General features: G+C 72.3%; 22 protein-coding genes. 5 read left to right on the top strand and 17 right to left on the bottom strand.

Annotation, left to right across the window (positions count from 1 at the left end):
- The first annotated feature begins 55 nt into the window (after nucleotides 1–55).
- Complete coding sequence (gene fadD11, locus ORV05_RS11575) at nucleotides 56–1873, top strand: fatty acid--CoA ligase FadD11 (protein ID WP_268758466.1); 1818 nt, start codon at nucleotides 56–58, stop codon at nucleotides 1871–1873.
- A 3-nt stretch (nucleotides 1874–1876) separates the two neighbouring features.
- On the top strand, nucleotides 1877–2806 hold the full coding sequence (locus tag ORV05_RS11570; RefSeq protein ID WP_268758465.1) for an alpha/beta hydrolase: 930 nt from the start codon (nucleotides 1877–1879) through the stop codon (nucleotides 2804–2806).
- Between the two features lie 120 nt (nucleotides 2807–2926).
- Here the strand turns inward: ORV05_RS11570 and ORV05_RS11565 are convergent, their stop codons facing one another.
- From ORV05_RS11565 to ORV05_RS11550, 4 genes are read right to left on the bottom strand one after another with little or no spacing between them, the layout of a single operon-like run.
- Nucleotides 2927–3805 (bottom strand): short-chain dehydrogenase/reductase, encoded by an 879-nt coding sequence (locus ORV05_RS11565; RefSeq protein ID WP_268758464.1) that lies wholly within the window; start codon nucleotides 3803–3805, stop codon nucleotides 2927–2929.
- Nucleotides 3802–5253 carry a flavin-containing monooxygenase gene (locus ORV05_RS11560; RefSeq protein ID WP_268758463.1) on the bottom strand — a complete coding sequence of 484 codons (1452 nt, stop codon included), beginning with the start codon at nucleotides 5251–5253 and terminating at the stop codon, nucleotides 3802–3804. The genes ORV05_RS11565 and ORV05_RS11560 overlap by 4 nt, the downstream gene beginning before the upstream one ends.
- Nucleotides 5254–5264: 11 nt before the next feature.
- Complete coding sequence (locus ORV05_RS11555) at nucleotides 5265–6317, bottom strand: PDR/VanB family oxidoreductase (protein ID WP_268758462.1); 1053 nt, start codon at nucleotides 6315–6317, stop codon at nucleotides 5265–5267.
- The gene (locus ORV05_RS11550) at nucleotides 6311–7228 is read right to left on the bottom strand and encodes a metal-dependent hydrolase (protein ID WP_268758461.1); all 918 of its coding nucleotides are present in this window, start codon (nucleotides 7226–7228) and stop codon (nucleotides 6311–6313) included. The genes ORV05_RS11555 and ORV05_RS11550 overlap by 7 nt, the downstream gene beginning before the upstream one ends.
- 59 nt (nucleotides 7229–7287) lie before the next feature.
- Between ORV05_RS11550 and ORV05_RS11545 the strand changes: the two genes are divergently transcribed.
- Both ORV05_RS11545 and ORV05_RS11540 read left to right on the top strand, forming a co-directional pair.
- Nucleotides 7288–7944, top strand: a complete 657-nt coding sequence (locus tag ORV05_RS11545) for a TetR/AcrR family transcriptional regulator (protein WP_268758460.1) — start codon at nucleotides 7288–7290, stop codon at nucleotides 7942–7944.
- 129 nt (nucleotides 7945–8073) lie between these two features.
- Nucleotides 8074–10383, top strand: coding sequence for a heavy metal translocating P-type ATPase (locus tag ORV05_RS11540; protein ID WP_268758459.1), 2310 nt, complete (start codon nucleotides 8074–8076; stop codon nucleotides 10381–10383).
- 212 nt (nucleotides 10384–10595) lie between these two features.
- On the opposite strand, the gene ORV05_RS11535 is transcribed toward ORV05_RS11540, so the two are convergent.
- From ORV05_RS11535 to ORV05_RS11520, 4 genes are read right to left on the bottom strand one after another with little or no spacing between them, the layout of a single operon-like run.
- Nucleotides 10596–11420 (bottom strand): phosphate ABC transporter ATP-binding protein, encoded by an 825-nt coding sequence (locus ORV05_RS11535; RefSeq protein ID WP_268758458.1) that lies wholly within the window; start codon nucleotides 11418–11420, stop codon nucleotides 10596–10598.
- A 14-nt stretch (nucleotides 11421–11434) separates the two neighbouring features.
- Nucleotides 11435–12322, bottom strand: a complete 888-nt coding sequence (locus tag ORV05_RS11530) for a sortase domain-containing protein (protein ID WP_268758457.1) — start codon at nucleotides 12320–12322, stop codon at nucleotides 11435–11437.
- Nucleotides 12319–13155, bottom strand: coding sequence for a hypothetical protein (locus ORV05_RS11525; RefSeq protein WP_268758456.1), 837 nt, complete (start codon nucleotides 13153–13155; stop codon nucleotides 12319–12321). The genes ORV05_RS11530 and ORV05_RS11525 overlap by 4 nt, the downstream gene beginning before the upstream one ends.
- Nucleotides 13148–13402 (bottom strand): LPXTG cell wall anchor domain-containing protein, encoded by a 255-nt coding sequence (locus ORV05_RS11520; RefSeq protein ID WP_268758455.1) that lies wholly within the window; start codon nucleotides 13400–13402, stop codon nucleotides 13148–13150. Before ORV05_RS11520 ends, ORV05_RS11525 begins: the two co-directional genes overlap by 8 nt.
- Here ORV05_RS11520 and ORV05_RS11515 point away from each other — a divergent pair.
- The gene (locus tag ORV05_RS11515) at nucleotides 13389–14036 is read left to right on the top strand and encodes a hypothetical protein (RefSeq protein WP_268758454.1); all 648 of its coding nucleotides are present in this window, start codon (nucleotides 13389–13391) and stop codon (nucleotides 14034–14036) included. The genes ORV05_RS11520 and ORV05_RS11515 overlap by 14 nt on opposite strands.
- A 372-nt stretch (nucleotides 14037–14408) precedes the next feature.
- Here ORV05_RS11515 and ORV05_RS11510 read toward each other — a convergent pair whose 3' ends face one another.
- The 9 genes from ORV05_RS11510 to pstC form a co-directional block, all read right to left on the bottom strand.
- Nucleotides 14409–15122: a hypothetical protein gene (locus tag ORV05_RS11510; protein ID WP_268758453.1), complete on the bottom strand. Its 714-nt coding sequence runs from the start codon at nucleotides 15120–15122 to the stop codon at nucleotides 14409–14411.
- On the bottom strand, nucleotides 15106–16155 hold the full coding sequence (locus ORV05_RS11505) for a WxL protein peptidoglycan domain-containing protein (RefSeq protein WP_268758452.1): 1050 nt from the start codon (nucleotides 16153–16155) through the stop codon (nucleotides 15106–15108). Before ORV05_RS11505 ends, ORV05_RS11510 begins: the two co-directional genes overlap by 17 nt.
- 81 nt (nucleotides 16156–16236) lie before the next feature.
- The gene (locus ORV05_RS11500) at nucleotides 16237–17817 is read right to left on the bottom strand and encodes an Ig-like domain-containing protein (protein ID WP_268758451.1); all 1581 of its coding nucleotides are present in this window, start codon (nucleotides 17815–17817) and stop codon (nucleotides 16237–16239) included.
- 29 nt (nucleotides 17818–17846) lie between these two features.
- Nucleotides 17847–18842: a hypothetical protein gene (locus ORV05_RS11495; RefSeq protein ID WP_268758450.1), complete on the bottom strand. Its 996-nt coding sequence runs from the start codon at nucleotides 18840–18842 to the stop codon at nucleotides 17847–17849.
- Entirely contained in the window at nucleotides 18839–19018 is a 180-nt protein-coding gene (locus ORV05_RS11490) for a hypothetical protein (protein WP_268758449.1), read from the bottom strand. Before ORV05_RS11490 ends, ORV05_RS11495 begins: the two co-directional genes overlap by 4 nt.
- Entirely contained in the window at nucleotides 19015–21402 is a 2388-nt protein-coding gene (locus ORV05_RS11485; RefSeq protein WP_268758448.1) for a hypothetical protein, read from the bottom strand. Before ORV05_RS11485 ends, ORV05_RS11490 begins: the two co-directional genes overlap by 4 nt.
- The gene (locus ORV05_RS11480) at nucleotides 21399–22973 is read right to left on the bottom strand and encodes a phosphate ABC transporter substrate-binding protein PstS (protein ID WP_268758447.1); all 1575 of its coding nucleotides are present in this window, start codon (nucleotides 22971–22973) and stop codon (nucleotides 21399–21401) included. Before ORV05_RS11480 ends, ORV05_RS11485 begins: the two co-directional genes overlap by 4 nt.
- On the bottom strand, nucleotides 22970–24136 hold the full coding sequence (gene pstA, locus ORV05_RS11475) for a phosphate ABC transporter permease PstA (protein ID WP_268758446.1): 1167 nt from the start codon (nucleotides 24134–24136) through the stop codon (nucleotides 22970–22972). The genes ORV05_RS11480 and pstA overlap by 4 nt, the downstream gene beginning before the upstream one ends.
- On the bottom strand, nucleotides 24133–25137 hold the full coding sequence (gene pstC / locus ORV05_RS11470) for a phosphate ABC transporter permease subunit PstC (RefSeq protein ID WP_268758445.1): 1005 nt from the start codon (nucleotides 25135–25137) through the stop codon (nucleotides 24133–24135). The genes pstA and pstC overlap by 4 nt, the downstream gene beginning before the upstream one ends.
- Nucleotides 25138–25228 lie beyond the last annotated feature (91 nt).

Below are 25228 nucleotides of genomic sequence, written 5' to 3'. Positions count from 1 at the left end.
ACCGCGGTCCACACAGGACCATCCGAGAACCGCGAACCCGTTCCGGGAGAACAACATGACCCCCGCACCCACCACGCTGTGTGAGGCCTTCCAGCGCACCGCCGCGATCGATCCCGACGCGGTCGCGGTGCGCACGATCGGCGGCACGCGGACGCTGACCTGGCGCGAGTACGCCGCCCGCGTCCGCCGGTTCGCCGCCGGATTCGCCGCGCTCGGCGTCGGGCACGGCGACACCGTGGCGCTGATGATGGCCAACCGCGTCGAGTTCTACCCGGTCGACGTCGGCGCACTGCACGCCGGCGCCACTTCGTTCTCCGTCTACAACACCCTGCCCGCCACCGCGATCCGCCACGTGCTGGGCAACGCCGGCGCCAAGGTCATGGTGTGCGAAGCGCAGTACGTCGAGCGCGTGCGGGAATCCGGTGCTCCGCTGGAAAAGATCGTCGTGGTCGACGCCGTGCCCGGCGAAGCCCCCGAAGGCACCCTCGCACTGGACGAGCTGGAGTCCCTCGGCTCGCCCGGTTTCGACTTCGAGGCGAGCTGGCGGGCCGTGCGGCCCGGCGACATCGCCACCCTCATCTACACCTCGGGCACGACCGGGAACCCGAAGGGGGTCGAGTCGACCCATTCCGCACTGCTGTTCGAAGCACACGCGGTCAGCGGCGTCCTGCCCATCGAGTACGGCGACCGCATCACCTCGTTCATGCCCTCGGCGCACATCGCCGACCGCATGACCGCGCTGTACTGCCAGCTGGTGTTCGGCACGCAGGTCACCGTCGTCGGAGAGCCCGGCCTGATCGCGGCCGCGCTGCCCGACTGCCGCCCGACGATCTGGGGTGCCGTGCCGCGGGTGTGGGAGAAGCTCAAGGCCGCGGTCCAACTGGCGGTGCGCAACGAGCCCGACCAGACGCGGCGCGAAGCACTGCGGTGGGCGCTGGACGTCGGCCTCCGCCGCGTCGAGCTGCAGCGGGCGGGGAAGCCCGTGCCCGGCGAGCTGGCCGCCGAACACGCCAAGGCCGAAGCCGCGGTGCTGGCACCGCTGCGGGCGAAACTCGGGTTCGGCGAGCTGAAATGGGCCGTGTCAGGAGCGGCCCCGATCGCACCGGACACCCTGGCCTTCTTCGCCGCGCTCGGCCTGCGCATCTCCGAGATCTGGGGTATGTCCGAGCTGACCTGCATCGCCAGCGCCGCGCCCGCCGATCCCGCGAAACTCGGCACGGTCGGCAGGATCGTGCCCGGCATGGAAATGCGGGTGGCCGAAGACGGCGAGCTGCTGGTGCGCGGGCCGCTGGTGATGAAGGGCTACCGGGGCGAGCCGGAAAAGACCGCCGAGGCCGTCGACCCCGACGGCTGGCTGTCCACAGGGGACATCGTCACCGTGGACGAGGACGGCTATCTGCGGGTGGTGGACCGCAAGAAGGAACTCATCATCAACGCCTCGGGCAAGAACATGTCGCCCGCCAACATCGAGAACACCGTGAAGGCGGTCTCCTCACTGATCGGCAGCGTGGTGGCGATCGGCGACTCCCGCCCGTACAACACCGCGCTCGTGGTGCTGGACCCCGAATCCGTGACCGGTCACGGATTCTCCGGCGAAGCCGCCACGATCGCCCGCGACCCCGAGCTCGTGGCCCGGGTCGCCGCCGCGATCGCCACCGCCAACACCAGACTGTCGCGAGTGGAACAGATCAAGCGGTTCCGCATCCTGCCGTGGTTCTGGGAGCCGGGTGGTGACGAGCTCACCCTCACCATGAAGCTGCGCCGCAAGCCCATCGCCGCGAAGTACGCGGACGAGATCGAAGCCCTGTACACGGACCCGATCGCCGAGGGCGTGCACGAACCCGTTCTCCCCACCGCCGCGACCCAGGGCTGAGCCGTGCCCGCACAGGAGACCGCGTCCTGGCAGTCCTGGATGTTTTCGCAGATCCTGTCCCGCACGCTGCGCCCGCTGACACACCACGTGCCCGTCGACCGGCGCACCCTGCCGGTGGCGAGGCTGGTCATCGAGCGCGCCGCGCTCGGCTCCGGCCGCCTGCCCCGGGGCACCACCGTCGAGCACGTCGCGCTCGGGAACTGCGCGGCCGAACTGGTCCGGGCGCCCGGGACCGGGGACGGCGAGCGGATCCTGGTGTACTTCCACGGCGGCGGATTCGTCGCCGGTTCGGCGCGGGCATGGCGGCCGCTGGTCGCGGCCCTGTCCGCGACCAGTGGCCTGCCGGTCCTGTCGGTCGACTACCGGCTGGTTCCCGAGCATGCGCTCGCCGACGCCGTGGCGGACGGGACCGACGCATACCGGTGGCTGCTGGCGCGAGGGCACGGCGGCGACGACATCGTGCTCGCCGGGGATTCGGCGGGCGGCGGGCTCGCCTTCCTGGTGGCCCTGCGGCTCCGGGACGAGGGCCTGCCCGGGCCCGGGCGGATCGCGGCGTTCTCGCCCTGGGTCGACTTCGCCGCGTCCGGCGAATCCCACCGGTTCAACCGGAGCCACGACCCGTACCTGTCGGCCGCCTGCGTGGGCGCGGTCACCGAACTCTGCGTCGCGGGCCGGGAACCGGAACTGGCCGAACTCTCCCCGCTCTACGCCGACCTGCGGGGCCTGCCGCCGGTACTGCTGCTCGTCGGTGGGAAGGAACTGCTGCGCAGCGACGGCGAACTGATGGCGCGACGGCTCACCGAGGCGGCCGTACCGTGCGAACTGCAGGTCTGGCCAGGGCAGATGCACGCCTTCCCGCTGCTGCGCCTGCTGCCCGAGTCCGCCGCCGCCCTCGGCGAACTCGCCCGCTTCGCCACCGCTTCCCTGCCCTAACTGCTGCCAGGACTGCCCTGACGGCCGCGGGTGAGTCCCGCGCTGGGGGCCGGGGGCGGGATGCCCTGAAGGTCGCCTTCAGAGTCATAAACGCCCTCAAGGCCACCTTGAGGGCCCGCGCTAACCGGCAAGGAGGCGGTCTTCGAGCTCGCGGATCAGGGCGTGCAGCCGGGAATCCCGGACCAGGACGCGGTCCAGGACCGGGTTGACGATGCCGCGGAACCAGGACAGGGGTTCCCAGGCCGCCGGCGCCATCGAGTGCGCCGACCGGTTTTCCACGGCCGAGACGATCACCTCCGCCGCGGTGCGGGCGCTGATGCGGCGGCGCAGCGGCCGGGGCAGCATCGCATCGAGTGCGGCGCCGAGCGGGTCGTCGTCGAGCGTGGCGCGCGCCAGGCGCGTGTCGACCACCCCGAAGTAGGCGACCGTCGCGGTGACCCCGTACGGCGCGAGTTCCAGCCGCAGCGCCCGGCCGAGTTGCTCCACGGCGGCCTTGCTGACCATGTAGGCCGCTCCGCCCACGGGCGGGCAGAACGCGGCGGCCGAGGCGACCACCACAAGGTGACCGCGGCGCTGGACGAGGGGTTCGACCACCGCCTGCGCGGTGTTGAGCACCCCGAACAGGTTGACCGAAACGACGCGTTCGAAATCCGCCGGGTCACCCATCCGGACGGTCGCCGGGACGGGAGTGACCCCCGCGTTGGCCACCGCCACGTCGAGCCGGTCCCAGCGGCGCAGCACCTCCCCGACCGCCGCCCGCAGGGCTTCGGGGTCCCGCACATCCGCCGCGATGCCCAGCGCACGGTGCTCACCGATCTCCGCCGCGACCTTCGTCGCCGCGGCGGGGTCGAGATCGACGACCGCGACGGACGCCCCGCGCGCGGCGAACGCGTGCGCGGTCTCCCGCCCGATCCCGTCACCGCCGCCGGTGACGAGCGCGACCTGCCCGTCGAGGTCGTTCTCCGGCGCGACCGGGCGGATAAGACGCCAGGGGTTCATCGGGACACCTCGTAGTTTTCGATGTCGAACCGGCGGGTGCGGCGGCGGTACTCGAACGACCAGTTCGGATACAGCCCGGAGTTGGCCCCCCGCCCGTTGGTGTAGTAGCTGGAACAGCCGCCCTTGAGCCAGGTGCCGCTGCCGCTGCGCGCGTGGACCTCGTCCACGAACGCCTCCTGCACCTCGCGACGCACCTCCACCCGCCGGTAGCCCGCCTCGCGCAACCGGCGGACGGCGTCGACGATGTAGTCGATCTGGCCCTCGATCATGTAGATCGCCGACTGGTTGGCGGCCGCGCCGAACGGTCCGAGCACGGTGAACATGTTGGGGAAACCCGCGTTCGCGGCGCCGAGGTAACTCTGGGGACGTTCCCGGTAGGCGTCGAGGACGGTCCGGCCGCCAGTGCCCTCGATCCGGTCCATCAGGGCGGGGGTCGCGGTGAACCCGGTCGCCAGGATGATGGTGTCCACCTCGTGCTCGGTGCCGTCGGCGGTGATGATCCCGTGTGGACGGACCTCCTCGATCCTCTCCGTCACCAGTTCCACGTTGTCCTGGCACAGTGCCGGGTAGTAGGTGTCGGAGAAGATCGCCCGTTTGCAGCCGATCATGTAGTCCGGTGTCAGCCGCGCGCGCAGCTCGGGGTCCCGTACCTGCCTCAGCAGCTGCAGGCGTCCGAGCACCTCGAACGGATGCCGGAACTTCGTGCTGACGAAACCGGGCAGCCCGAAGGATTCGATCGCGGCGTACCAGCCGCCGCGGTGGAGGCGCTGCGCCACCGGCAGCGCCCGGAACGCGAGTTTCTCCGCCGGGGTGATGGTCCGGTCCAGCCGCGGCACGATCCACGGCGCGCTCCGCTGGAACACCCGCAGTTCGCGCGCCGACTTCTGCACCTCGGGCACCACCTGCACGGCCGTGGCGCCGGTGCCGATGACGGCGACGCGTTCGCCGGTGAGGTCGTGGTCGTGGTCCCAGTGCAGGGTGTGGAAGATCGTGCCGCCGAAGCCGGCCAGCCCGCTGATCTCGGGCACCGAGGCCTCGGCGAAGGCACCCACCGCGCTGACCAGGATGCCTGCGGTGAGCTCACCGGAACTGGTGGTGACGTGCCAGTGCCGGGCGTCCTCGTCGAACCGCGCCTTCAGCACCTCGGTCTCCAGGCGCAGGTGCCCGGTGACGCCGTGGTCCTCGGCGGTGCGCCGCAGGTAGTCCAGGATTTCCGGCTGCCTGCCGTATTTGCGGCTCCAGCCGGGGTTCGGCGCGAACGAGTAGGAGTACAAACTGGACGGAACGTCGCAGGCGGCGCCGGGATAGGTGTTGCGGCTCCAGGTCCCGCCGAGGTTCGCGGTCCGTTCCAGGATCACGAAGTCGCGGATGCCCGCCTGCCGCAGCCGCACGCCGAGGCCGAGTCCGCCGAAACCGGCGCCGATGATCACGATCGGATGGTGCTCCATACCGGTGCCTTTCACAGGTCGAGCTCGAGCGTGCCGGTGGCACGGGACAGGCAGGGCAGCATCGCGTGGTCGCGCTCGGCGGGCGGCAGCATGGCGTCGCGGTGGTCGACCTCGCCGGAGAGCACCGCGACCTTGCACGTCCCGCAGAAACCCTGCTGGCAGGAGTAGGCGATGCCGGGCACCGCACGCCGCAGCGCGGCGAGCGCGGATTCCTCCGCCCCCACCTCGACTTCCCGCCCCGAACGGGCCAGCCGGATCGAGAACGGTTCTCCGCCCCGGACCGGCGGTGGGGAGAACCGCTCGCTGTACAGCCGCGCGGCCGGATTCAGCGTGCGCAGGATCTCCTTCGCGCCCTCCAGCAGCGGAGGCGGGCCGCAGTAGTAGACCGCCGCGCCCGGCTCGGCCATCGCGAGGGTCGCCGCCAGGTCCGGTACGCCGTGCTCGTCGTCCGTGCGGACGACGACCTTGTCGCCGAACCGGGCCAGCTCTCCGAGGAACGGCAGAGCGCGGCGGGAACGTCCGAAGTAGACGAGTTTCCACAGTGCGCCGGAAAGCTGTGCGTGCCGCACCATCGGCAGCAGCGGCGTGATGCCGATGCCGCCCGCCACGAACAGATACGACCGTTCCGGAACCAGCGGGAAGGCGTTGCGCGGACCGCGCACGGTGAGGACGTCCCCGGCCGCGACGCGCTCGTGGATTTCGCGCGACCCTCCTCCGCCGTCGCGGATCAGGCGGACCGCGATGCGGTACCGGTGGTGGTCCGCCGGGCTGCCGCACAGCGAATACTGTCGTTGCTTCCCGGACGGCAGGAAGACGTCGAGGTGGGCACCGGGCGTCCACGCGGGCAGCCGTTCGCCTTCCGGACCGGCGAGGGTGAGAGCCACGACGTCCTCGGCCGCCGCGGTGACCGACTCGACCCGCAGCGCCAGCTCGAACCCGCCCAGCTTCACCGGCCTGCCGCGGGAAAGCACCGGCGCGGCACGGCTTTCGGCGAAGACCTTCAGATAACCGCGGTAGGCGGCGACGAAGGCGTCGATACCCGGATCGAGGACCGTCTTCAGCACGCCGTGTCCTTGATCGGCGCCGTGGCGAGGTACCGCACCGCGAGCTCCATCCCGTCGAGCTGCGACGGGTGGAAACCGGGCTTGAGGTAGACGGGGACCTCGGTGAGGAAGCTGGTCAGGTTGGGGATGACCTTGCGGCGGGTGGCGCTGATGCCCTCCAGCACCGGCGCCAGGTAGCGGCGGAACGGGTTGCGGCTCTTGCGCCGCTCGGGGTCGTTCGCCACCAGCCAGGCCAGGGTGGCCATCCCGGTGGCGAACAGCGCCGCGCTGCCCAGGACGGCCATGCGGGCGCGCCGGGCGTAGCTGCCGTCGATGTGCTGATAGGCGTCGAAGACCACGCTGCGGTGCTCGACCTCCTCCGCACCGTGCCAGCGGAGCAGGTCCAGCAGCATCGGGTGGATGCCGGATCCGGCCAGTCCGTCGGATTCGAGGAAGAACTTCCCCCAGACGGCCGTGTAGTGCTCCAGGGCCGAGAAGAGGGCCAGCCGCTCGCAGAGCAGCCGGTGGCGCACCTGATCGCCGCCGAAGTCGGCCATGATCACGTCCAGGATCCGGTTCAGCCGGGTGACGACCGGTTCCGGGTCGAGGCCGAGTTCGGCCAGGCGGTCCAGCACGCCGCCGTGGTTGTCGGCATGGGTGGCCTCCTGGCCGATGAACCCGACGACCTCCTCGTACAGGCGCGGATCGTCGATCAGCGGCAGGGCCTGGGCCAGCGCCTTCGACATCGCCTTTTCGCCCTCGGGCAGCAGCAGGTGCATGCAGTTGTAGACGTGCGTGGCCACCATCTGCCCCGGGATGTAGTGCATGGGCACGTCGTCCCAGCGGAAATCCATGTCCCGGGCGCGGATGGCGTGCGCCTCCGCCGCGTACCGCTGCCGCGTGCTGTCCTCTGGCTTCTCTGCCAGTCGCATGCCTTCGCTCCTCCATAGGAAACGGGCGTTTCCTGTGATGGTGGGTTACCGTGATGGTCATGTCAAGAGCCGGAAGCGAGATCGAGGACAGGCCGCGCTGGCACGGGAGCACGGCCGGCGAACGCTCGGCCCAGCGGCGCCGCCGGCTTCTGGACGCGGGATTCCGCCTGCTCGGCGGCGAGGGCGCGGCGGCGGTGTCGGTCCGCGCGGTCGCCCGGAACTCGGGACTGAGCCCGCGCTACTTCTACGAGAGTTTCCCGGACCGGGACGCCCTCCTCCTCGCGGTCTGGGACGATCAGTACGCCAACGTCGGCGCCAGGGTCGAGGCGGCCATCGCCGAGGCGCCGCCGGACTTCCCGGCCCGCATGCGGGCCGCGCTCGACGCCGCGGCGGCGTGGCTCGAAGAGGATCCGATGCGCAGCAGGGCGATGCTGCTGGAGACGATCGCGGAGGCCCGGCTGCGGATGCACGCACGGCGGCGGCTGCCCGAACTGGTGCTGCAGACGGCCATGGCCTCGGTCGGCGGGCACGCGCTCGACGATGTCACCCCGAAAAAGCTGTCGGTGACCGTGACGGCCGCCTCCGGGGCGATCGTGAACCTGTTCCTCGAATGGGCCAGCGACGGCCTCGACGTGACGCGGCGGGAACTGGTGGACAGCGTGCTGGAGGTCGTCAGCGCCATCATGGCCACCGCTCTGACGACCTCCAGGCCGTGAAGGGTCCCCTCACCGGGCAATAGGGCCCAAGGTCGCGGCTGGTGGGGACGTGCTTCCCTGCCGCGCGTGCCCGGCAGCCGGGGATGGTGACAGGGTGACGGCCCGAATCGACGGACGGTGGTGGTGGCCATGCCGGTGACCGGTGGCAAGCACGCCCCGCTGTCCCGTGAAGCACTCCTGCTCATCGCGGTCACGCTGCTGGTCGCCGCGGGCGGCGTGGCGTGGCTGTTCGACCCGCTGCCCGCGAACATCCTGTGGGCGGTGGCCGACGGCGTCGCGCTGGTCCCGGCCCTGTTCTGGGTGGCGGCCGACCTGCGGGCGGGCCGGTGGGGCGCGGACCTGCTGGCCGTGCTGGCGCTGGGCAGCACGCTGGCCGTCGGCGAGTACCTGGCGGGCGCGATCATCGGCGCGATGGTGGCGACCGGCCGCGTCCTGGAGGTCGCCGCACAGCGCCGGGCGGGCCGGGACCTGTCGGCCCTGCTGGAACGCGCCCCCAGCCAGGCACACCTGCGCCGCGTGGGGCGGATGGAGACCGTGCCGATCGCGGAGGTGCGCGCCGGTGACCGGGTCGTCGTGCTGCCGGGCGAGATCGTGCCGGTCGACGGCACCCTGCTCGGCGACGGCGTGTTCGACGAATCGGCGCTGACCGGGGAGGCCGCTCCGGTGACCCGGGCCGCGGCCGAACGGGTGCGCAGTGGTGTGGTCAACGCCGGGGGCGCCGTCGATCTGTCCGCGACGGCCACCGCCGACGCCAGCACCTACGCCGGGGTGGTCCAGCTGGCGCGGCAGGCGGCGGCGAACACGGCGCCGGTGGCGCGCCTGGCCGACCGGATCGCGGTCTGGTTCCTGCCGACCGCGCTGATCATCGCGGCCATCGCCTGGGCGGTGACCGGCAATCCGGACCGGGCGGTCGCGGTACTGGTGACCGCGACGCCGTGCCCGCTGCTGCTGGCCGTGCCGATCGCCGTCACCGGCGGGATGTCCCGGGCTTCCCGGGCCGGGGTCGTGGTCAGGGGCGGCGCCGCGCTCGAACTGCTGGGGCGGGCGGACACGCTGGCCATGGACAAGACCGGCACCGTGACCGAGGGCAGGCCCGAGGTGGTCGACGTCGTCTGCGCGCCGGGGGTGCGGCCCGAAGAGGCGCTCGCGCAGGCCGCCGCCGTCGAGCAGTACTCGCCGCACGTGCTGGCCGGGGCCGTGCTGCGCGCGGCCGAACGCAACGGCGTGCACCCGGCGCACGCCACGTCGGTGACGGAGGAACCGGGCCGGGGAGCGACCGGGGTGGTCGACGGCACGAAGGTCACGGTCGGGCGCCTGTCCGGCGACGGCGCACTGCCGGACTGGGCGGCCGGCGCGGCCCGCCGCGGCCGCCTCGACCTGGCGAGCATGATCTGGACCGAGCGCGACGGCACCCCGGTGGCCGCACTGCTGGTGCGCGACCGGATCCGCCACGACGCCGCCCGCACGATGCGGCGGCTGCGTGCGGTGGGGCTGCGGCACGTGGTGCTGCTGACCGGGGACCGCGTGGACAACGCGACCGAGGTCGCCGGGATGCTCGGGGTCGACGACGTGCAGGCCGAAGCGAGCCCGGCCGACAAGATCGAGCGTGTGCGCACGGCCCGGTCGGACGGGATCACGGTCATGGTGGGCGACGGCATCAACGACGCGCCGGCACTGGCCGCCGCCGATGTCGGGATCGCGCTGGGCTCGCGCGGGTCCACCGCGGCGGCGCAGGCCGCGGACGCGGTCATCCTCGACGACCGCATCGACCGTCTGGCCGACGCGGTCGAGATCGCGCGGCGGGCCCGTGGGCTCGCGGTGCAGAGCGCGGGAATCGGCACCGTGCTGTCGCTGCTGGCGATGGTGGCGGCGGCCTTCGGCTGGCTGATCCCGGTGGTGGGTGCCCTGGTCCAGGAGGGCATCGACGTCGCGGTGATCCTCAACGCCCTGCGGGCCCTGCGCGGGCCTGCCCGGCAGCGCCCGCCCGCCGAGGCGGACGAACTGCTGCACCGCTTCGCCGGGGAGCACGAGCAGTTGCTCGCGGCGCGCAACGCGGTCCGGCAGGCCGCCGACGCACTGGCCGCCGGGACCAGCCCGGACGCCGACGCGGCCATCCGCCGGGCCCACCGCCTGCTCGTCGACGAACTGCTCCCGCACGAACGGGCCGAGGAGACCGAGCTCTACCCGGCGCTGGGCGGCGTGCTCGGCAGTCCGGAAGGGACGGTCACGATGAGCCGGGGGCACGTCGAGATCGAACGGCTCGTGCGCCGGCTGGGACGGCATCTGGCGGAGGCGCCGGACGGGATCCAGCCCGACCAGGTCGACGATCTGCGCGCCACGCTCTACGGGCTCGACGCCGTGCTGACCCTGCACTTCGCGCAGGAGGAAGAAGCGTATTTCTCACTCGCCTCCTCCGGCGACGGCAAGCCGGAAGGCTGACCGGGAAAGTCTGTGTCCCACGCCGGTGCGCTTGTGTCCCACGCTGGTGCGCGCGAGTTCCACGCTCGGGCAGGTGTTGGGTGCCCTGAAGGTCGCCTTGAGGGTCATAAACGCCCTCAAGGTCGCCTTGAGGGCGCGCCCCTGCCCCAAACTGCGCTGAATCCCTGTCGGGCGCTGCCGTGAGGGGGCCGCTCACGGGAGGCCGGGCCCTGTCAGCCGAACCGGCCGTTCACGTAGTCGGCGGTCCGCTCGTCGGCGGGGGACTCGAACACCTCCGCGGTCGACCCGGACTCGACGATCACCCCGGGCGCCCCCTCCTCGGCGAGGAAGAACGCGCACTGGTCGGAGACGCGCCGCGCCTGCTGCATGTTGTGCGTGACGATCACGACGGTCATGTCGATGAGGTCGGCGATGGTCTCCTCGACGCGGCGGGTCGAGGTCGGGTCCAGCGCCGAGCACGGCTCGTCCATCAGCAGCACGGTGGGCCGCACGGCCAGCGCGCGGGCGATGCACAGCCGCTGCTGCTGCCCGCCCGACAGCGCCCCACCGGGCTGGCGCAGGCGGTCCCGCACCTCCTTCCACAGCCCCGCCCTGAGCAGGCACTCCTCCACCAGATCGTCCCGCTCGCCACGGCGGACTCTGGTGCCGGTCAGTTTCAGGCCCGCGGTCACGTTGTCGTAGATCGACATCGCGGGGAACGGGTTGGGTTTCTGGAACACCATCCCGATGTGGCGGCGGACCTCGGTGAGTTTGCGGGCCGGGGCGTAGATGTCGCTCTCGCCGAGCAGCACCTCACCGGCCAGTGTGGCGCCGGGGATCAGCTCGTGCATCCGGTTGAGCGTGCGGAGGAAGGTCGACTTGCCGCAGCCCGACGGGCCGATCAGCGCGGTGACCGTGTGCGCGGGCATGGTCAGGGAGACCCGGTCGAGAACCTTGCGCTCGCCGAACCACGCCGACACCGAGCGAGCGTCGAGAGCGGCCGGGCCCGGCACCGCCGCTACGGCGGGCAGCGGGGCGGTGGAGGTGTTCAGTGTCATGGTGGCTCTCCCGGTCACAGCAGGTTGGGCAGCAGCGAAACGACGTGATCGGCGACGGCGAGACCGAGCGCGCCGAGCAGCGGCACCCCGATCACCCAGGCGTGCCAGGTGCCGAACCGGTGATAGGTATGGACCACTCCGGCCGCGGCGAGCGCGAGCACCACTCCCCAGCCGACCAGGGGGACGAGGGCACCGCCGTCGCCCGCCATGGCCTGTTCGGACTCCGGCAACGCGTAGGCGGGCAGCCGGGTGCCGCCCGGCGCGGCCGGGCCGAGAAGGCGCGCGTCCACTCGGAGCACGTCTGCGGGCAGGTACGCCGGGCCGTCGGCCGTGACCAGCGTCAGCCGCCCCTTCCCGGTGGCGGACGCCAGGGGCTGCGGGTCGTTCGCGCGGCGCACACCGGTGACCTCGAAGCCGTAGGCGCCCTGCCCGGTGGTGACCGTGATGCGGTCTCCCCCGGTCAGTTCACCGAGGCGGGCGAACGGCCCGCCGTAGGCCGCGCGGCGGCCCATCACCACGCTCGTCCCGGCCTGTCCCGGCAGCACGGTGTCCCGCCGGTGCCCCGGCCCCGACTTCAGTGCCCCCGCCGAGGTGCCCTCACCGACAACCTCGTCCAGCCCGAGTTTCGGGATGCTGAGCACGGCGACCGGCGTGCCGGGGGCGAGCAGGTGACCGCCGTCGTCGAGGGGTCCGACCGGCGCGACCGCGTTCGCGAGCCGGTTCCGGAAATCGGCGTAGGCCAGCGCCTGGTCCCGGCCGTGCTGCACGGCACCGATGAGCGCCGCCTGGGTGAGCAGCAGCAGGCACAGGCCCGCGAGGATCAGCAGCGCGTGCCCGGTGATCCGCACCGCGGCGGGGGCGCCGGTCAGTTCCGGCGTCGGTCGCTCCCGCACGTCGGTCATTCCGGCCACTCCGAGCGCACCGGTTCCTCCCGCCCGCCGCGACGGGTGACGAGCACGGCCACGATCCCCGTGGCCAGCAGTCCGAGTCCGAGCGCGGCGAGTGGTCCCGCGGCGGTACCGGTGCTGGCCAGCTTCGGGCTCCCCGCGCTGACGGGCTGGGCGGCGGACTCGGTGAGCCCCGACGGCCCCGGGGAACCGGCAGTGGTGCCGGTGGTGGCGGCACCGGCCGAAGACGTCTCCGTCGTGCTCGCCGACGGCGACGTGGTCGTGGTGGCCGAAGTGGCCGTGCTGGCCGAGGTGGGTGTGCTGCTCGCCGCCGGGGCCGTCGTGGTGGTGCCCGGGGTGGCCGCCGGTGTCGTGGTGTTCCCCCCGGCGGGGTCGGTGGCCTGGTAGTGGGTCGGATCGGTGAACCACACCACCGTGGTGAACGTGCCCACCACCTGCTGCGCGAACGAATCCACGCAGTTGGCCACCACGTCGTACCGGCCCGCCACCACCGTGGTCTGGTGATCCAGCGCGATGTCGGCGAAGGACAGACCCTGCTGGATCGGGAACCCCGACTCGTGCGACAACCCCACGTCGGTGGTGGTCGTCGCGATCAGCCCGTCCGCGAATCCACCCGGACCGTAGACGAACAGGTTGTACCCGTCGGCCGAATCCGGGCATGCCGCCGACGTCGCGTAAACCGGCGCGCTCACGTCCACGCCGGTGGGCTGGGAAATCGCCAGGCCGCCCAGGGTGGCGGCGGGCACGGCGGCCTCGGCGGCCGTCCATCCCAGCGTCCCCGCGGCGAACAGCCCGAGGCCCGTCAGGGCCAGAACGCGCTTACACATGGTGGTCCTCCCCGAGGGTGGTGCGACGGCGGCGCGTCACGAGCACGGCGGCCGTTCCCGCCCCGAGCAGTCCGAGCCCGGCGAGGGCGAGCGCCCCCGCCGGAACTCCGGTGCTGGCCAGACTGGCAGGCACGGTGGTGCCGATCTGCTGCGCCGACGAGCCCGAGTTGCCTGCCGTCCCGGAGGGAGCCGGGATCACCGCGGCGGAGTTGTCGCTTGTGGACGATGCAGTGGTGCCTGTGCTCACCGTCGTGCTCGGCGTCGTGCTGCCGGTCGTGCTCGTCACGGAGCCGCGGGTACTCGTGCCGGTCGTGACCGGCGCCGTGGTGGTGCTGGTGCCCGTCGTGCGAGTGGTCGTGGCCGTGGTGGTTGTGGTGGCGGGAGCGGTGGTGGTCGTGCCCACCGGCGCCGTCGAGGTCCCGGTGGCGGGCTGGCTGCTGGTGGTCGTCGTAGCCGTCGTGGTGCTCGTCGTGCTCGTCGTGTTCGCGGTGCTCGTCGTGGGTTCGCCGGTCCGGGTCGACGAGGTGGCGGAGGAAACGCTCGCGGTGGTGGTGGCCGCGAGGCTGGTGGTCACCGTGGTGGGCGCCGGGCCGGTCGAGGTGGTCGTCTCCCCCGGGCTGGACGTCACCGAGGACGCCGGGGGGTTCGCGGTCGTGGTCGGCGCGGGTGGGACGGTGGTGGTCGTCGTGGTGGGGACGACGGTGGCCGTGTTCGAGGAGGTCAACGGTGTCGTGGTACCCCCGGCGGCCGGATCGGTGGCCTGGAAATGCGTGGGATCGGTGAACCACACCGGCGTGGTGAACGTCCCCACCACCTGCTGCGCGAACGAATCCACGCAGTTCGCCACGACGTCGTACCGGCCCGCCACCACCGCGGTCTGATGATCCAGCGCGATGTCGGCGAACGACAGACCCTGCTGAACCGCGAAACCCGAACCATGCGACAGGCCCACATCCGTGGTCGTCGTCGCGATCAACCCGCCCGCGAAACCACCCGGACCGTAAACGAACAGGTTGTACCCGTCGGCCGAATCCGGACAGCCCGCCGACGTGGTGTAAACCGGCGCGCTCACGTCACGGCCGGTGGCCGGGGTGATTTCCAGTGTGCCCAGCGTGCCGGTGATCGGCGTGGCCTGCGCGGCCGTCACCACGGTCCCCGCCGCCGTGCCGGCCACGGCCAGCAGACCGAGGCCCGTGAGTGCCAGTTGTCGTTTCCGCATTTTTCCTCCGTTGTGCTGGGTGGTCTCGGGTGGTTCAGCCGTCACGCCGCCGGGCGCGTGCCTGTTTCAAGGCCGGTATCGCGATCGCGGCGGCGATGCCGAGCACGACCACGAGGGCGGCGGCGGGGAACCAGTTGTCCACTGTGGATGGGGCTGGGCCGGGAGCGGCCACCGCACTCCGCCCGGTGGCCGGTGGTTCGGCGGTGGCCGACGGCACCGCGCCGCCCTGGCCCGCAGATTCCGGCGCTGCAGGCTCCATTGTGGACCCCTGGACCCGGTCAGGCCCCTTCGCCGAACCGAGGGCGAGGTAGCGTCCGGGCGCCGGGATCCGCAGCGTCGCGCTGAATTCGCCCTTGCTCTGCTGGGCGAACGAATCGACGCAGGACACGGTCACCCGGTAGTCGCCGGTGAGGGTGGTGTTGTTGTCGGCCGCGAAATCCCGCAGGGTCTCCACGGGGAACACCTCGAACGGCGCGGTGTGCGACAGTCCGGCGTCGGTCGTCGCGGTGATCACCTGACCGGCCGCGGGCAACCCGTGGCCGGTCAGCGTCGCGTTGTAGGCATCGGCCCCGGGCGGGCAGCCACCACTGGTGAGCAGCCGCACGGAGGCGATGTCGGCGCCCTCGCCGGGAGTGACGACCAGGCCGCCCAGCGGGGCGGCCGCCGCGACGGGGGCGGCCAGAGCGGCCGTCAGCGACAGCAGCACGGCCGCGAACACGGCCACCCGTGCGTCAGCGCGCAGCCGCATGCTCGGCCTCCTGCCGGGTTTCCCCGTCCGCCGCCTGCCGCACCGCCCGGGCCCGGCGGCGCCGCCACCGCAGCCACAGCACGGTCAGCAGGAGCACGGCGGCCACGGCCAGCGGCAGCCACGGCACCGCGGCGAAGGCCACGCTGGCCTCGGCGGCGGCCGCGGCTGGGTCCTGGTGCCCCGGCGCGGGGGCGGGCTCGACGCGCACGGTGCCGGTGAGCCGGCCCGCGGCGGGCAGCCCGCCGACCTGGGTGCTCATCCGGATCGAAGCACCGGGCAGCAGCTCACCGAGTTTCGGCAGCGCGGGAGCGTCCACTGTGGATCCCCAGGGAGTGGTGACCCTCACCTGCCGGGTGCCCGCGAGGCGGGTGTTCCCGGTGTTGTGCACCGTGTAGCTCAGCGTCACGTCTCCTCCGAGGGAGAACAGGCCGCCGTGGTAGTCCGCGGTCAGCCCGTCGATCGACAGCGCGGGATGCACCTCCCCCGTCACCCGCAGGTAGATCCGGGCACCGACCCGCTGTTCGAGCGCGACCTTCTGGCCGCCACTGGTGGTCCGGTCGGTGGTCAGGGCCGCCACGATGCCGCCGGTGTGATCGCCCGGAGTCGCGTTGGCCGGAATGGTGAGGGTGAAGGGCACGATCTGCACCGACCGCGGCGCCACCGTGACGGTGTCCTGTGCGGGCTTCGTCCAGGCGCCCACGTCGACCGGTGTGGCGCCGGACGCGAGCAGGTCGAAACCACCGTCCGGGGTGTTGAACGCGTCACCGGCGTAGATCCGCACGGTCACCGGCGCTTCGCCCACATTGGACACCGCGAGGTAGTCGGTCAGCCGGGCGCCGGGAGTGGCGCTGTAGGTGAAGGCACTGCGCCGGTCCGGCTCCCGTTCGGTGGCGGGCCGCACTCCGAAGGTCGCCCTGGGTGCGTCGCCGGGAGACGGAGCCGGTGCGGGATCGGCCAGCGCGGGTGGGGAGAAGGCGAGCGCGAGGACGCCGAGCAGCGCGGCGGCGAGGGCGCGCCGGAGGAGACGGGTCATGGTCGGGACCTTCCGGAGGGGCGGGAGGAAACCGGGCCGGTTCCCGGCAGGACGGGCCTGCCGGGAACCGGCCCGGGCGGATCAGATCGCGGTGAGGGTGAGCACCGCGGTGTAGGTGCCGGCGACGGTGGACGTCGGCACGTTCAGGGCCAGACCGGCACCGAGGTGCGCGGTCCCGTTGCCGCCGCCGCTGGCGGCGGTAGCCAGGGTGCGCGCGGCGGACAGGCCCGCCCCGGCCGGTGCGGGCGCACCGGGCGCCAGCGCGGCGGCCGGGTTGGCCGCCGGGCCCGCGCTGACGTTCTGCGTGGCCAGCTTGTCCAGCACGGCCGGGGTCCAGCCGAGGTTCGCACCGTTGATCGCGTGCGAGATCCCGTCGCTGAAGTCGGTCACCTGGCCCGAAACGGTCCAGCCGGGGTTGCCCGCCCTGGTGTCGGTGACGGTGACGGCGTTGAGCTCGCCGGCCGTCTGCAGCATCGAGGCGTCGGGCAGCATCTTCGGCGACGGGAGCGTGACGTTCTGGTTGGCCACGCTGATCAGCAGCTCACCGGGGGCGACGGTGGTGGTGATCTGCTCCGAGGTGGCGACCCCGGTGAAGGCGTCCACCGTCAACGGCACCGAACCCGACTCGGACGGCGCGTACACCGCCGGGTCGCCGGGCAGGAACTTCGCGGTGAAGGCGTGCGCCCCCACGGCGAGGGTGGTGGTGCTCAGCGAAGCCGTGCCCGCCGACAGCGGCACCGGGTTGCCCAGGTTCGCACCGTTGTCGGTGAACTGCACGGAACCGGCGGCACCGGACGGGGCGACCGAGGCGTTCAGCGTCACCGTGCCGTACTGCGCGGCGCTGCCGCTCGGGGTGACCGCGAGCGAGGTGGTGGTGACGGTGGCGGGGCGGACCTGCACGTCGTAGTTCACCGGGGCCGACGCCGAACCCTGGATGTTCGCGGACGCACCGGTGAACACCGCGGTCAGCGAGTGCGCACCGGCGGCCAGTGCGGAGGTGGTCAGGGTGGCCGTGCCACCGGAGACCGCCACCGGCGCGCCGAGGTCGGTGGTGCCGTCCTTGAACTGCACCGTGCCGCCCGCCGACGCCGGGGTGACCGTCGCGGTGAGCGTGACCGCGTCGCCCTGGAACGCCGGGGAGGCCGGGGTGACCGCGAGCGAGGTGGTCGTGGTGACGGCCTGGTTCGGGTCGGTGCTGGTGTAGTGGGTGGCGTCGGTGAAGTAGACCGCCGTGGTGAAGGTGCCCTGCACCTGCTGCGAGAACGAGTCCACGCAGTTGGCGACCAGGTCGTAGCGGCCGGCCTGCACCGTCGTCTGGTTGTCGGTGGCGATGTCCTTGAACGACAGGCCCTGCTGGATCGCGAACCCGGAGGTGTGCGACAGGCCGACGTCGGTGGTCGTGGTGGCGATCAGGCCGCCGGAGAACCCGCCGGGACCGTAGACGTAGAGGTTGTAGGCGTCGGCGGTGTCCGGGCAGCCCGCGGAGGTGGTGTACTGCGGCGCGGTGGTGTCCTGGCCGTCGGCCGGGGACGCCGTCAGCGTGCCGAGCGTGCCGGCCGCGATCGCCGCCGAGGCGGCGGGCACGAGGCCGAATCCGGCCGCTCCGGCGGCCAGCGCGACCCCGGCCACGCCCGCGCGGCGGAGGATGTTGGTGGGTCTCATCGACTCGGAAATCCTTTCGGGGAGCCGGATCAGGGGGTGACGATGCCGGTGGAACCGCAGTTGGGGGCGATTCCGAAGCCGTACTTGGTGATCACGTCGGTGCGGGCGCAGATGGCCGAGGTGCCGCCGACGAACATCGAGCTGTAGGCCGGGTCGGACAGCTTCGCGCTGGGCACCACGTTGTAGACGTCGCGCTTGAACGAGGAGCCGGTGTTGAGGTCGGTGGGCGCGATGCCGTTGAGCGTGGCGAGCACCGCCTTGCCGTGCACGTCCGGGACCACGCCGTAGACCTGCGACTGGTACTGGGCGATGGAGTACGGCGCGATGTTGGCCGGATCGGTGAGGAAGGTGCCGGTGTTCTCCTCGATCGGTGCCCCGGTGCCGTCCACGTCCTTCACGCACGGGTAGGTGGTGGTGAAGTTGGCGGCGTTGGTCAGCCCCAGCTGGGACAGGAAGAAGCCGCGGGTGCCGGAACCGTACTTCGGCAGCAGCGGCTTGTACGTGGTGCCGCTGCCCGGCGCGGTGCAGCTGTAGATGCTCTTCAGCTGCGCGGTGGTCAGCTTCTTCGAGATCGAACTGTCGGACCGGACCGAGTAGGTGACCGCGTCGACCGCGAACGGGATGTAGGTGAGGTTCTTGCCCGCGTAGTTCGCCGAGTTGTTCGCCGAAGACCGCGCGAACTGGACGCAGCCGGTGTTGCCGTCCTGCGCCGCGACGAGGGCGTTGACGCCTTCCCCGGAATTGGCGGGGCGCGGGATGGTGCAGGCCGGGTTGGTGGCGGCGTCCTTCGTGGTGATGTTCGCCGAACCGACGGCGTCGTAGGAGCCGAGAACCTTGCTCCCGTTGACGGTGATGCTGTCGGCCAGGCCGTTCATCACGCCCTGGGTGGTGTCGGAGCCGACTCCGGCGAAATCACGGTAGGCCGGGCTGCCGGTGGGGTCGGCCTGGGCGGGCCCGGTGATCGACAGGGCCGCGGTCAGCGCGATGAACGCGGCGGCCAGGACGGTCCTCTTCTTCACTGTCACGTCAAGTATCCTTTGCGCAGCAGGAGGGTCCGGGCGGCTGCCCGGTCCCGCGCCCGGCGCCCGCGGATCAGGCTCGGCGCCGGGTGTTCGGTGGCATCTCGTCCGGCCGCGTCGCCGGAGCCGGGAGTGGCGACTCCCGCTCCGGTGGCGTCCGGATGCGTCTGGGTGTGGTTCACCTCCTCATCCGTCCGCTCAGGCGGAGCAGGGCCGGCCCGGCACCGGCCCCGAGTCCCCCGGCCAGCAGCAGGCCCGCGAGCACGTACCGCACCGGACCCACCGGCGAAGCCGGGGTCGGGCGGCTCGCGGCGGCCGGCCGCCGCGAGCCGGTCTCGGCCGGTTTGGCCGAGGTGACCGGAGCGGCCGCGGCAGCGGGCACCGAGGCCGACGCCGCCGCCTGCCCGGATGCCGCGTTCACCGGCGCCCCGCCGTCACCACCGGAGGCGGCCGCTCCGGCGCTCGCCCCGCCCGTTTCCCCCGCGCCGGTGGTGACCGGCTTCCCGGCCTGGTCGGCGATCGTCTTGGCCGCGGCCCTGGCCTGCTGCCGCAGCCCCTCCGGCAGCGGCAGGTAACCGTCGGGCAGCCTGCCCGCCTCGACCCCCGGGGTCTGCCCCTCACCGGCGGCGTAGGAGATGAACTGCGCGTAGGCCGCCCCGCCCGCGCTGTCCAAGGCGGACGGTGCGGTGACCGCGTAGCTGACCGTGGTCAACGGGTAGGCCGCGGCCGCGGTGGCGAGCGGGTCGGGCAGCAGCACGCCCGGCACCGCACTCGGTTTCATCGCCGTGACGCCCGCCGTCAGCGCGTCCCGGGTCGGCGCGACGAACGCGCCGGAAGCGTTGCGCAGCTTCGCCGTCGGCAGGCCGTAGCGGGCGGCGGTCGCGGTGTCCACCACCGCCAGCAGGCTGCGCTGGCCCTGCGGCTGCCGGTCCACCGCCTTGAGCTCGGGCTTGCCGTCGGCGGTGGCGAACCCGGTGGGCGCCTTGCCGAGGGTGTCGCCCCGGCTGATCGCCCGCCCCGCGTCGTGCATGTCGGCGGCGAGCGGGCGCAGGTCGAGGACGCAGCTGCGCAGCAGCCCGGTGCCCCCGCAGCTGAGGTCGGCCTTGGGGAAGTTCGGCACCGGCAGGGACAGGCCCCGGAAGTTCGGGTTCACCGTCATGCCCCACGGATCCGGCTTGCCGTCGAGGAAGGCCCTCGCGTCGGGATCGGCGTTGATCCAGGTCCACAGCACCGCGGTGGCGTCCGCGTCGAGCGTCGGCACCAGCGCGTCCACTGTGGACATGAGCACGCCGGAGGAGGCGAACTCGGGGTTGAGCGCGAGGAAGTCCGGATCGCGGGTGAGGAAGTCCGGGTTGCGCGCGAGGTAGTCCTGCCGCAACGGCAGTGCCAGCTGGTAGGACTGGGTGAGCAGCTTGGCGGCCAGCCTCGGGGTCAGATTCAGTTCGGTGATCGGTTCCCCGTCCCGCTGCCACACCGCGTCGGGCACCACGCCTTCACCGGCCGACTGCCGTTCCGTGAGGAAGGCGATGCTCAGCCCCGACACCGCGACCGGCGCGTACACCAGCCGCCGGTTCGCCGGAACCTCCCCCGGCGGGACCGGGTCGCTCACGAAGTCGAGCCCCGGCTTGTCCGACACCGCCACCGATCGCGCGGTCGCGTCGGAAAGCTCGGTGTAGCCGAAGACGGTGCCCCCGTTCGCGCACAGCCGGGGCTGCCACCGCAGGACCGCTTCCGCGACGAACTCGTGTCCCGCGGTGGGCCGCTCGGCTGCCCCCATCGGGCAGGCGGCGCCGACCGGCTGGAAGGCGAGTTTCACCGCGATCCGGTTCTGCCAGTTGCTCGCGCTCAGCGGCGAGGAGTCCAGCGCCGTGTGCCCGTAGTCCTGCCCGGCGATCCGGCCGTTGACCTCCGTGGTGCCTCGCGGCACCACGACCAGCCAGCAGGGCCGGGGCGTGCCGCCCACCACGGTGCCGCACCCGAGGCCGTAGGACTCGGTGGCGGTCTGCACCTCGAAGTCGGCCTCGCCGGTACCGTCGAGCCTGGTCTTGGCGAGCGGGATCTCGTTGGTGGTGCCCGCGGTGAAGAAGTCGCCGGTCTGTGTGGTCGTGGTCCCGGTGACCGAGGTGAACGGGACCACGGCCTGCTTTCCCGGCTCCGGCAGGAGGGTTTCCGCGTCGTCGTGCAGGGTGTCGCCGTAGCTCACCTGCCGGTTGCGCACCCAGGCCCCGGCCACCGGCGAGCCCTGCGCCGCCAGCCCGCCGAACTGGCACTGCTCGCGGCGCGGGCCCGCCGGGTCGTCGCCCCAGCACTGCATGATCTGCAGGAAGTTCGTGCTGAAGTTGCCGGAGGGGCCGGTGGGCGCCCCACCGGTCCAGCTCACGTGCACGGTCTGGTTGATCAGGTCGGCCGTTTGCGACACCGTCACGCGCAGGGCCGAGAACTCGCCGGTGCCGGACACGGTCACCGCGGAGCCGGCCTGCGCCGCACTGGCGGGCACCAGGGCGAGGCCGAGCCCGGCGACCGTGAGCACCGCGGCCACCAGCAGCCGGCAGATCCGCGCGATCATCGCTTCCCGCCCCGGTTCCGCAGTCCCCGGGCCAGCACCGGCGGGCCGATCAGCAGCGCCAGCAGCAGCGTCACCGCGAGCGCGGCGAGCAGGGCGGCCGTGTCACCGTCACGCACCCCGAGCGACACCGGCACCGCCAGCGCGGACGTGCCGCCACCGTCGCGAGTGGACCCCGTCTGGCCGGTGTCCGGATCGGCCTGGGCCTGCCCGGGGACCCCGGCCGCGTCCGGTCCCGCCGCCGGGCCGGACGCGGCGGGGCCGTTCGCCGTGGCCGCGGCACCCGCCTGCCCACCGGCGGTGACCGGCGTCGCGGCCGGTGCACCGCCGGTGCCCTCGGCGCACTGGGTCACCCCGGCCCGGTCACAGGCCGACGGGTAGGGCGCGGTCTTCGCCAGCAGGTTGGTCCCGTCCGGCGAGAACGTGGGATTGTTGCACTTCGCCAGATCCGTGGCCATCTTCGTCGATCCCGGGATGCGCGCCACCTGGTCCAGCCCGGCCCGCACCAGGTTGATCGGCAGGGGCGAGTAGCCGAGCGCGTCGGCCTGCTGCTGTCCCTCGCACAGGAAGTAGTAGGCGAAGTCCGACAACGTCCGTCCCTTTTCGACGGTGAACGGCGAGGCGGTCGTGGTCGGCAGGACCATGTAGCTGTAACTGGAAAGCGGGTAGGCCCGCGGATCTGTGTTGTGGTACACGCCGGACAGTTCCTGGGTGAGGTCGGGCTTGATGGCCGCGCCCAGGAGACCGACCGCGACGCTGGGCGCCTTCGGTTCGATGTAGTACCCGGCCTTGTTCAGTACCTTGGCGATGGGGAAGCCCGCGTTGCGCGCGTAGGAGTATTCGACGTAGGTGATCGCACCCTCGCTCTGCGCCTGCCGCACGTAGTTCGTCACGCCGAGCGAACCTGACTGGCCGACCATCGGGGACACCAGCGGGTAGTTCGAGGTGAACCCGCACGGCGTCGCGCGGCCCGCGCGGCGGCAGAAGTCGTCCCACTGGCCGCCGAACTCACCGGCGAAGTAGGTGGTCAGCTGCGCGCTGGTACCGGAACCGTCGGAGCGGACCACCGGGATGATCTTGCGGGCGGGCAGGGCGAGGCCCGGGTTGTCCGCCCTGATCGCCGGATCGGCCCAGTTGGTGATCGTCCCGGTGAAGATGCCCGCCAGTGCCGCGCCCGACAGGCGGAGGTTGGTCACCCGCGTGGTGCCGACGTGCAGGTTGTACATGAACGACGTACCGCCCGCGACGATCGGCATGTAGGCGTAGCCCCGGTTCGGCTCGTAGTCCTTGACGCCCGCATCGGTCAGCCCGTAGGGGATCTCCGACACCGCGAAGTCGGCCTGGCCCGCCTTGAACTGGTTCCGCCCGTCCGTGGAACCGGTGGCCGCGAAGCTGATCCGCATGCCGTACTGGAGGACGTTCTTGCGCCACTGGTCGAGGGCGTTGGAGCTCCAGGTCGACCCGGCGCCGCTGATCGGCACGTAGCTGTCGGCCAGCGCCGGTCCCTGGCCGGCGAGCAGGAGGGCGAGCACCGCGGCCAGTGCGGCCAGGCGCCGGATCACTCGGGGGGTCACTGCTGGGCTCCTGTCTGACTGCGCTCGCGGATGCGGGCGATGAACCGTTCACGGTCGGCCAGCGATGCCCGCTCCCGCCGCCGCCTCCCGCCGCGCGACAGCTCTCCGGCGGGTCTGCCACCGGCCAGCCGCGCGGCCACGAACAGCACCAGCACCACCAGCATCAGCACGGCCGCCGCGCCGAACCCGCGCGCCTTCATCGCCTCCTCGGGCGAGGTGACCAGCGAAAAAGTGGCCAGTGGAAGGGAAACCTGCGGCCCGGACAGCGGGTCGGCGTTGAGGTAGGCGGTGAACCCCGCCGTGATGAGCACCGGCGAGGTCTCCCCGATTCCCCGTGCGGTGCCGAGCAGGACCGCCGTCGTCAGCCCGGAGCGGGCGGTGGGCAGGACGACGTGCCAGACGGTGCGCCACTGCCCGGCGCCCAGTGCCAGTGCGGCCTCGCGGAGCGATCCCGGGACCAGGCGCAGCACCACGTCCGAGGCCCGGATCACGATCGGCAGCATCATCACGCTGATCGCGCAGCCCGCGGCAAGGCCCGACTTCTCCAGGCCGAGCGCGAGGATCAGCGCGGCATAGACGAACAAGCCCGCCACGATGGAGGGCAGCGCCGTCATCGCGTCGGCCACGGTGCGCACCAGCCGCGGGAAGGCGCCGCGGGTCTCGTTGAGGAACACCGCGCAGGCCACGCCCAGGGGCACGCTGATCACCAGCGCGATCCCGATCTGCTCCACGGTCCCCACCACCGCGTGCAGGATCCCGCCCTGGGACAACGGGTCGAGCGGTCCCGCATCGGCCATGTCCTCGGTGAAGAAGTTGAGGTGCCGCAGCGCGGCGGCCCCCCGGACCAGCGGGTAGCCGACGATGACGATCAGCGCGGCCAGCGCGGCGAACGCCAGGCTGTGCACCATGACGGCGGCGAGCCGGTCCCGCACCGTCAGTGCGTTCTCGGTGAACGAAACCAGCAGGCCGTACAGGCCCAGGAACACCACCCACGCCACCAGGAGGAAGGCAAGCACCCCGCGGAAGGGGGCGAGCCGGGTGAACACCAGCCACGTCAGGGCGAGGGAGGCGGCCGCCGCACCGGCCAGCACCAGGGCCGAACCGCTCCCGGCGGTCCCCGTTCGCCTGCGCTGCTCCAGGAAATCCACTGTGGACACGCTCACGCCTCGCTCTCCCGTCCCGACCGGCTGCGTGCGATGACCGCCGAGGCGCCGAAGTTGACCAGCAGGGTCAGCATGAACAGGGCGAGCCCGGCCGCCATCAGCGCCGACAGGCCGAAGGGGCTCGACGCTCCCCACTGCTGGGCGATCAGCGCCGACACCGAACTGGCGCCCGACTGCAGGATGTGCGGCTGGATCGCGAACACCGGCGCGATGATCATGTAGACCGCGATGGTCTCGCCCAGGGCCCGGCCGAGGCCGAGCATCGTCCCGCCGATCATGCCGCCGCGCGCGAAGGGCAGCACCACGGTGCGGATCACGCCCCAGCGGGTGGCACCCAGGGCATAGGCCCCCTCCCGCTCACCGGCGGGCGCCTGCGAGAACGACTCCCGCATCACCGAGCAGGCGACGGGCATCACCATCAGGCCGACCACCAGCCCGGCGAAGAAGGTCGAGCTGGCGAAAACGGTCTCACTGGCCAGTGGATCGCCCGGATCGTAACCGTCCACATGGAACAGCGGGAACCAGCCGAGGTGGGTGGCCAGCCAGCGCGGCAGTTCCAGCAGGTTCCACTGCAGGAACACCGCCCCGAACAAGCCGTAGACCACGCTGGGCACGGCCGCCAGCAGGTCCACCAGGCTGACCAGTGCCCGCCTGGCCGCCGGGGGCGCGTACTCGGAGATGTAGAGCGCCACCCCCAGCGCCAGCGGGAACGCCACGCACAGGGCCACCACCGCGATCAGCACGGTACCGGTCAGCACCGCCGCGATACCGAAGTTGCCCGAGTCCGGCTGCCAGGCCTGCACGGTGAGGAACCCGGGCCCGGCCACCCGCAGGGCCCGGGTTCCGTTGCCGAGCAGGAAGATCCCGACGGTCGCCATGATCACGAGCACGAGCAGGCCGGCGACCGCCAGCAGGCCGCGGAACGCGCGATCCACCCCGCCGGGCGGTGAAACCCGGCGACGGGTCTCGGCCACCGGCGGTGCGGCGAGCTGGTCGATCACGACGACGTCCTTCCTGATCCTTGCCGAAAGAAACTCGAGGGCCGGTACAGACAAACGGGAAGAGCTGGACACCGGGCCGCCGGAGGTTGAA

It is taken from the genome of Amycolatopsis cynarae, from assembly GCF_026802195.1.
In the GTDB taxonomy this organism is placed as follows: Bacteria; Actinomycetota; Actinomycetes; order Mycobacteriales; family Pseudonocardiaceae; genus Amycolatopsis_E; species Amycolatopsis_E rhizosphaerae.
Note: the sequence above shows the minus strand (reverse complement) of the source record. Positions and strands in the feature narration are given on the sequence as shown.

Bases quoted from the DNA above. Each gene is read 5' to 3' on its own strand.
- fadD11 (WP_268758466.1), top strand. From the start codon at position 56: ATGACCCCCGCACCCACCACGCTGTGTGAGGCCTTCCAGCGCACCGCC.
- ORV05_RS11565 (WP_268758464.1), bottom strand. From the start codon at position 3,805: ATGAACCCCTGGCGTCTTATCCGCCCGGTCGCGCCGGAGAACGACCTC.
- ORV05_RS11560 (WP_268758463.1), bottom strand. From the start codon at position 5,253: ATGGAGCACCATCCGATCGTGATCATCGGCGCCGGTTTCGGCGGACTC.
- ORV05_RS11550 (WP_268758461.1), bottom strand. From the start codon at position 7,228: ATGCGACTGGCAGAGAAGCCAGAGGACAGCACGCGGCAGCGGTACGCG.
- ORV05_RS11545 (WP_268758460.1), top strand. From the start codon at position 7,288: ATGTCAAGAGCCGGAAGCGAGATCGAGGACAGGCCGCGCTGGCACGGG.
- ORV05_RS11540 (WP_268758459.1), top strand. From the start codon at position 8,074: ATGCCGGTGACCGGTGGCAAGCACGCCCCGCTGTCCCGTGAAGCACTC.
- ORV05_RS11535 (WP_268758458.1), bottom strand. From the start codon at position 11,420: ATGACACTGAACACCTCCACCGCCCCGCTGCCCGCCGTAGCGGCGGTG.
- ORV05_RS11530 (WP_268758457.1), bottom strand. From the start codon at position 12,322: ATGACCGACGTGCGGGAGCGACCGACGCCGGAACTGACCGGCGCCCCC.
- ORV05_RS11525 (WP_268758456.1), bottom strand. From the start codon at position 13,155: ATGTGTAAGCGCGTTCTGGCCCTGACGGGCCTCGGGCTGTTCGCCGCG.
- ORV05_RS11510 (WP_268758453.1), bottom strand. From the start codon at position 15,122: ATGCGGCTGCGCGCTGACGCACGGGTGGCCGTGTTCGCGGCCGTGCTG.
- ORV05_RS11505 (WP_268758452.1), bottom strand. From the start codon at position 16,155: ATGACCCGTCTCCTCCGGCGCGCCCTCGCCGCCGCGCTGCTCGGCGTC.
- ORV05_RS11500 (WP_268758451.1), bottom strand. From the start codon at position 17,817: ATGAGACCCACCAACATCCTCCGCCGCGCGGGCGTGGCCGGGGTCGCG.
- ORV05_RS11485 (WP_268758448.1), bottom strand. From the start codon at position 21,402: ATGATCGCGCGGATCTGCCGGCTGCTGGTGGCCGCGGTGCTCACGGTC.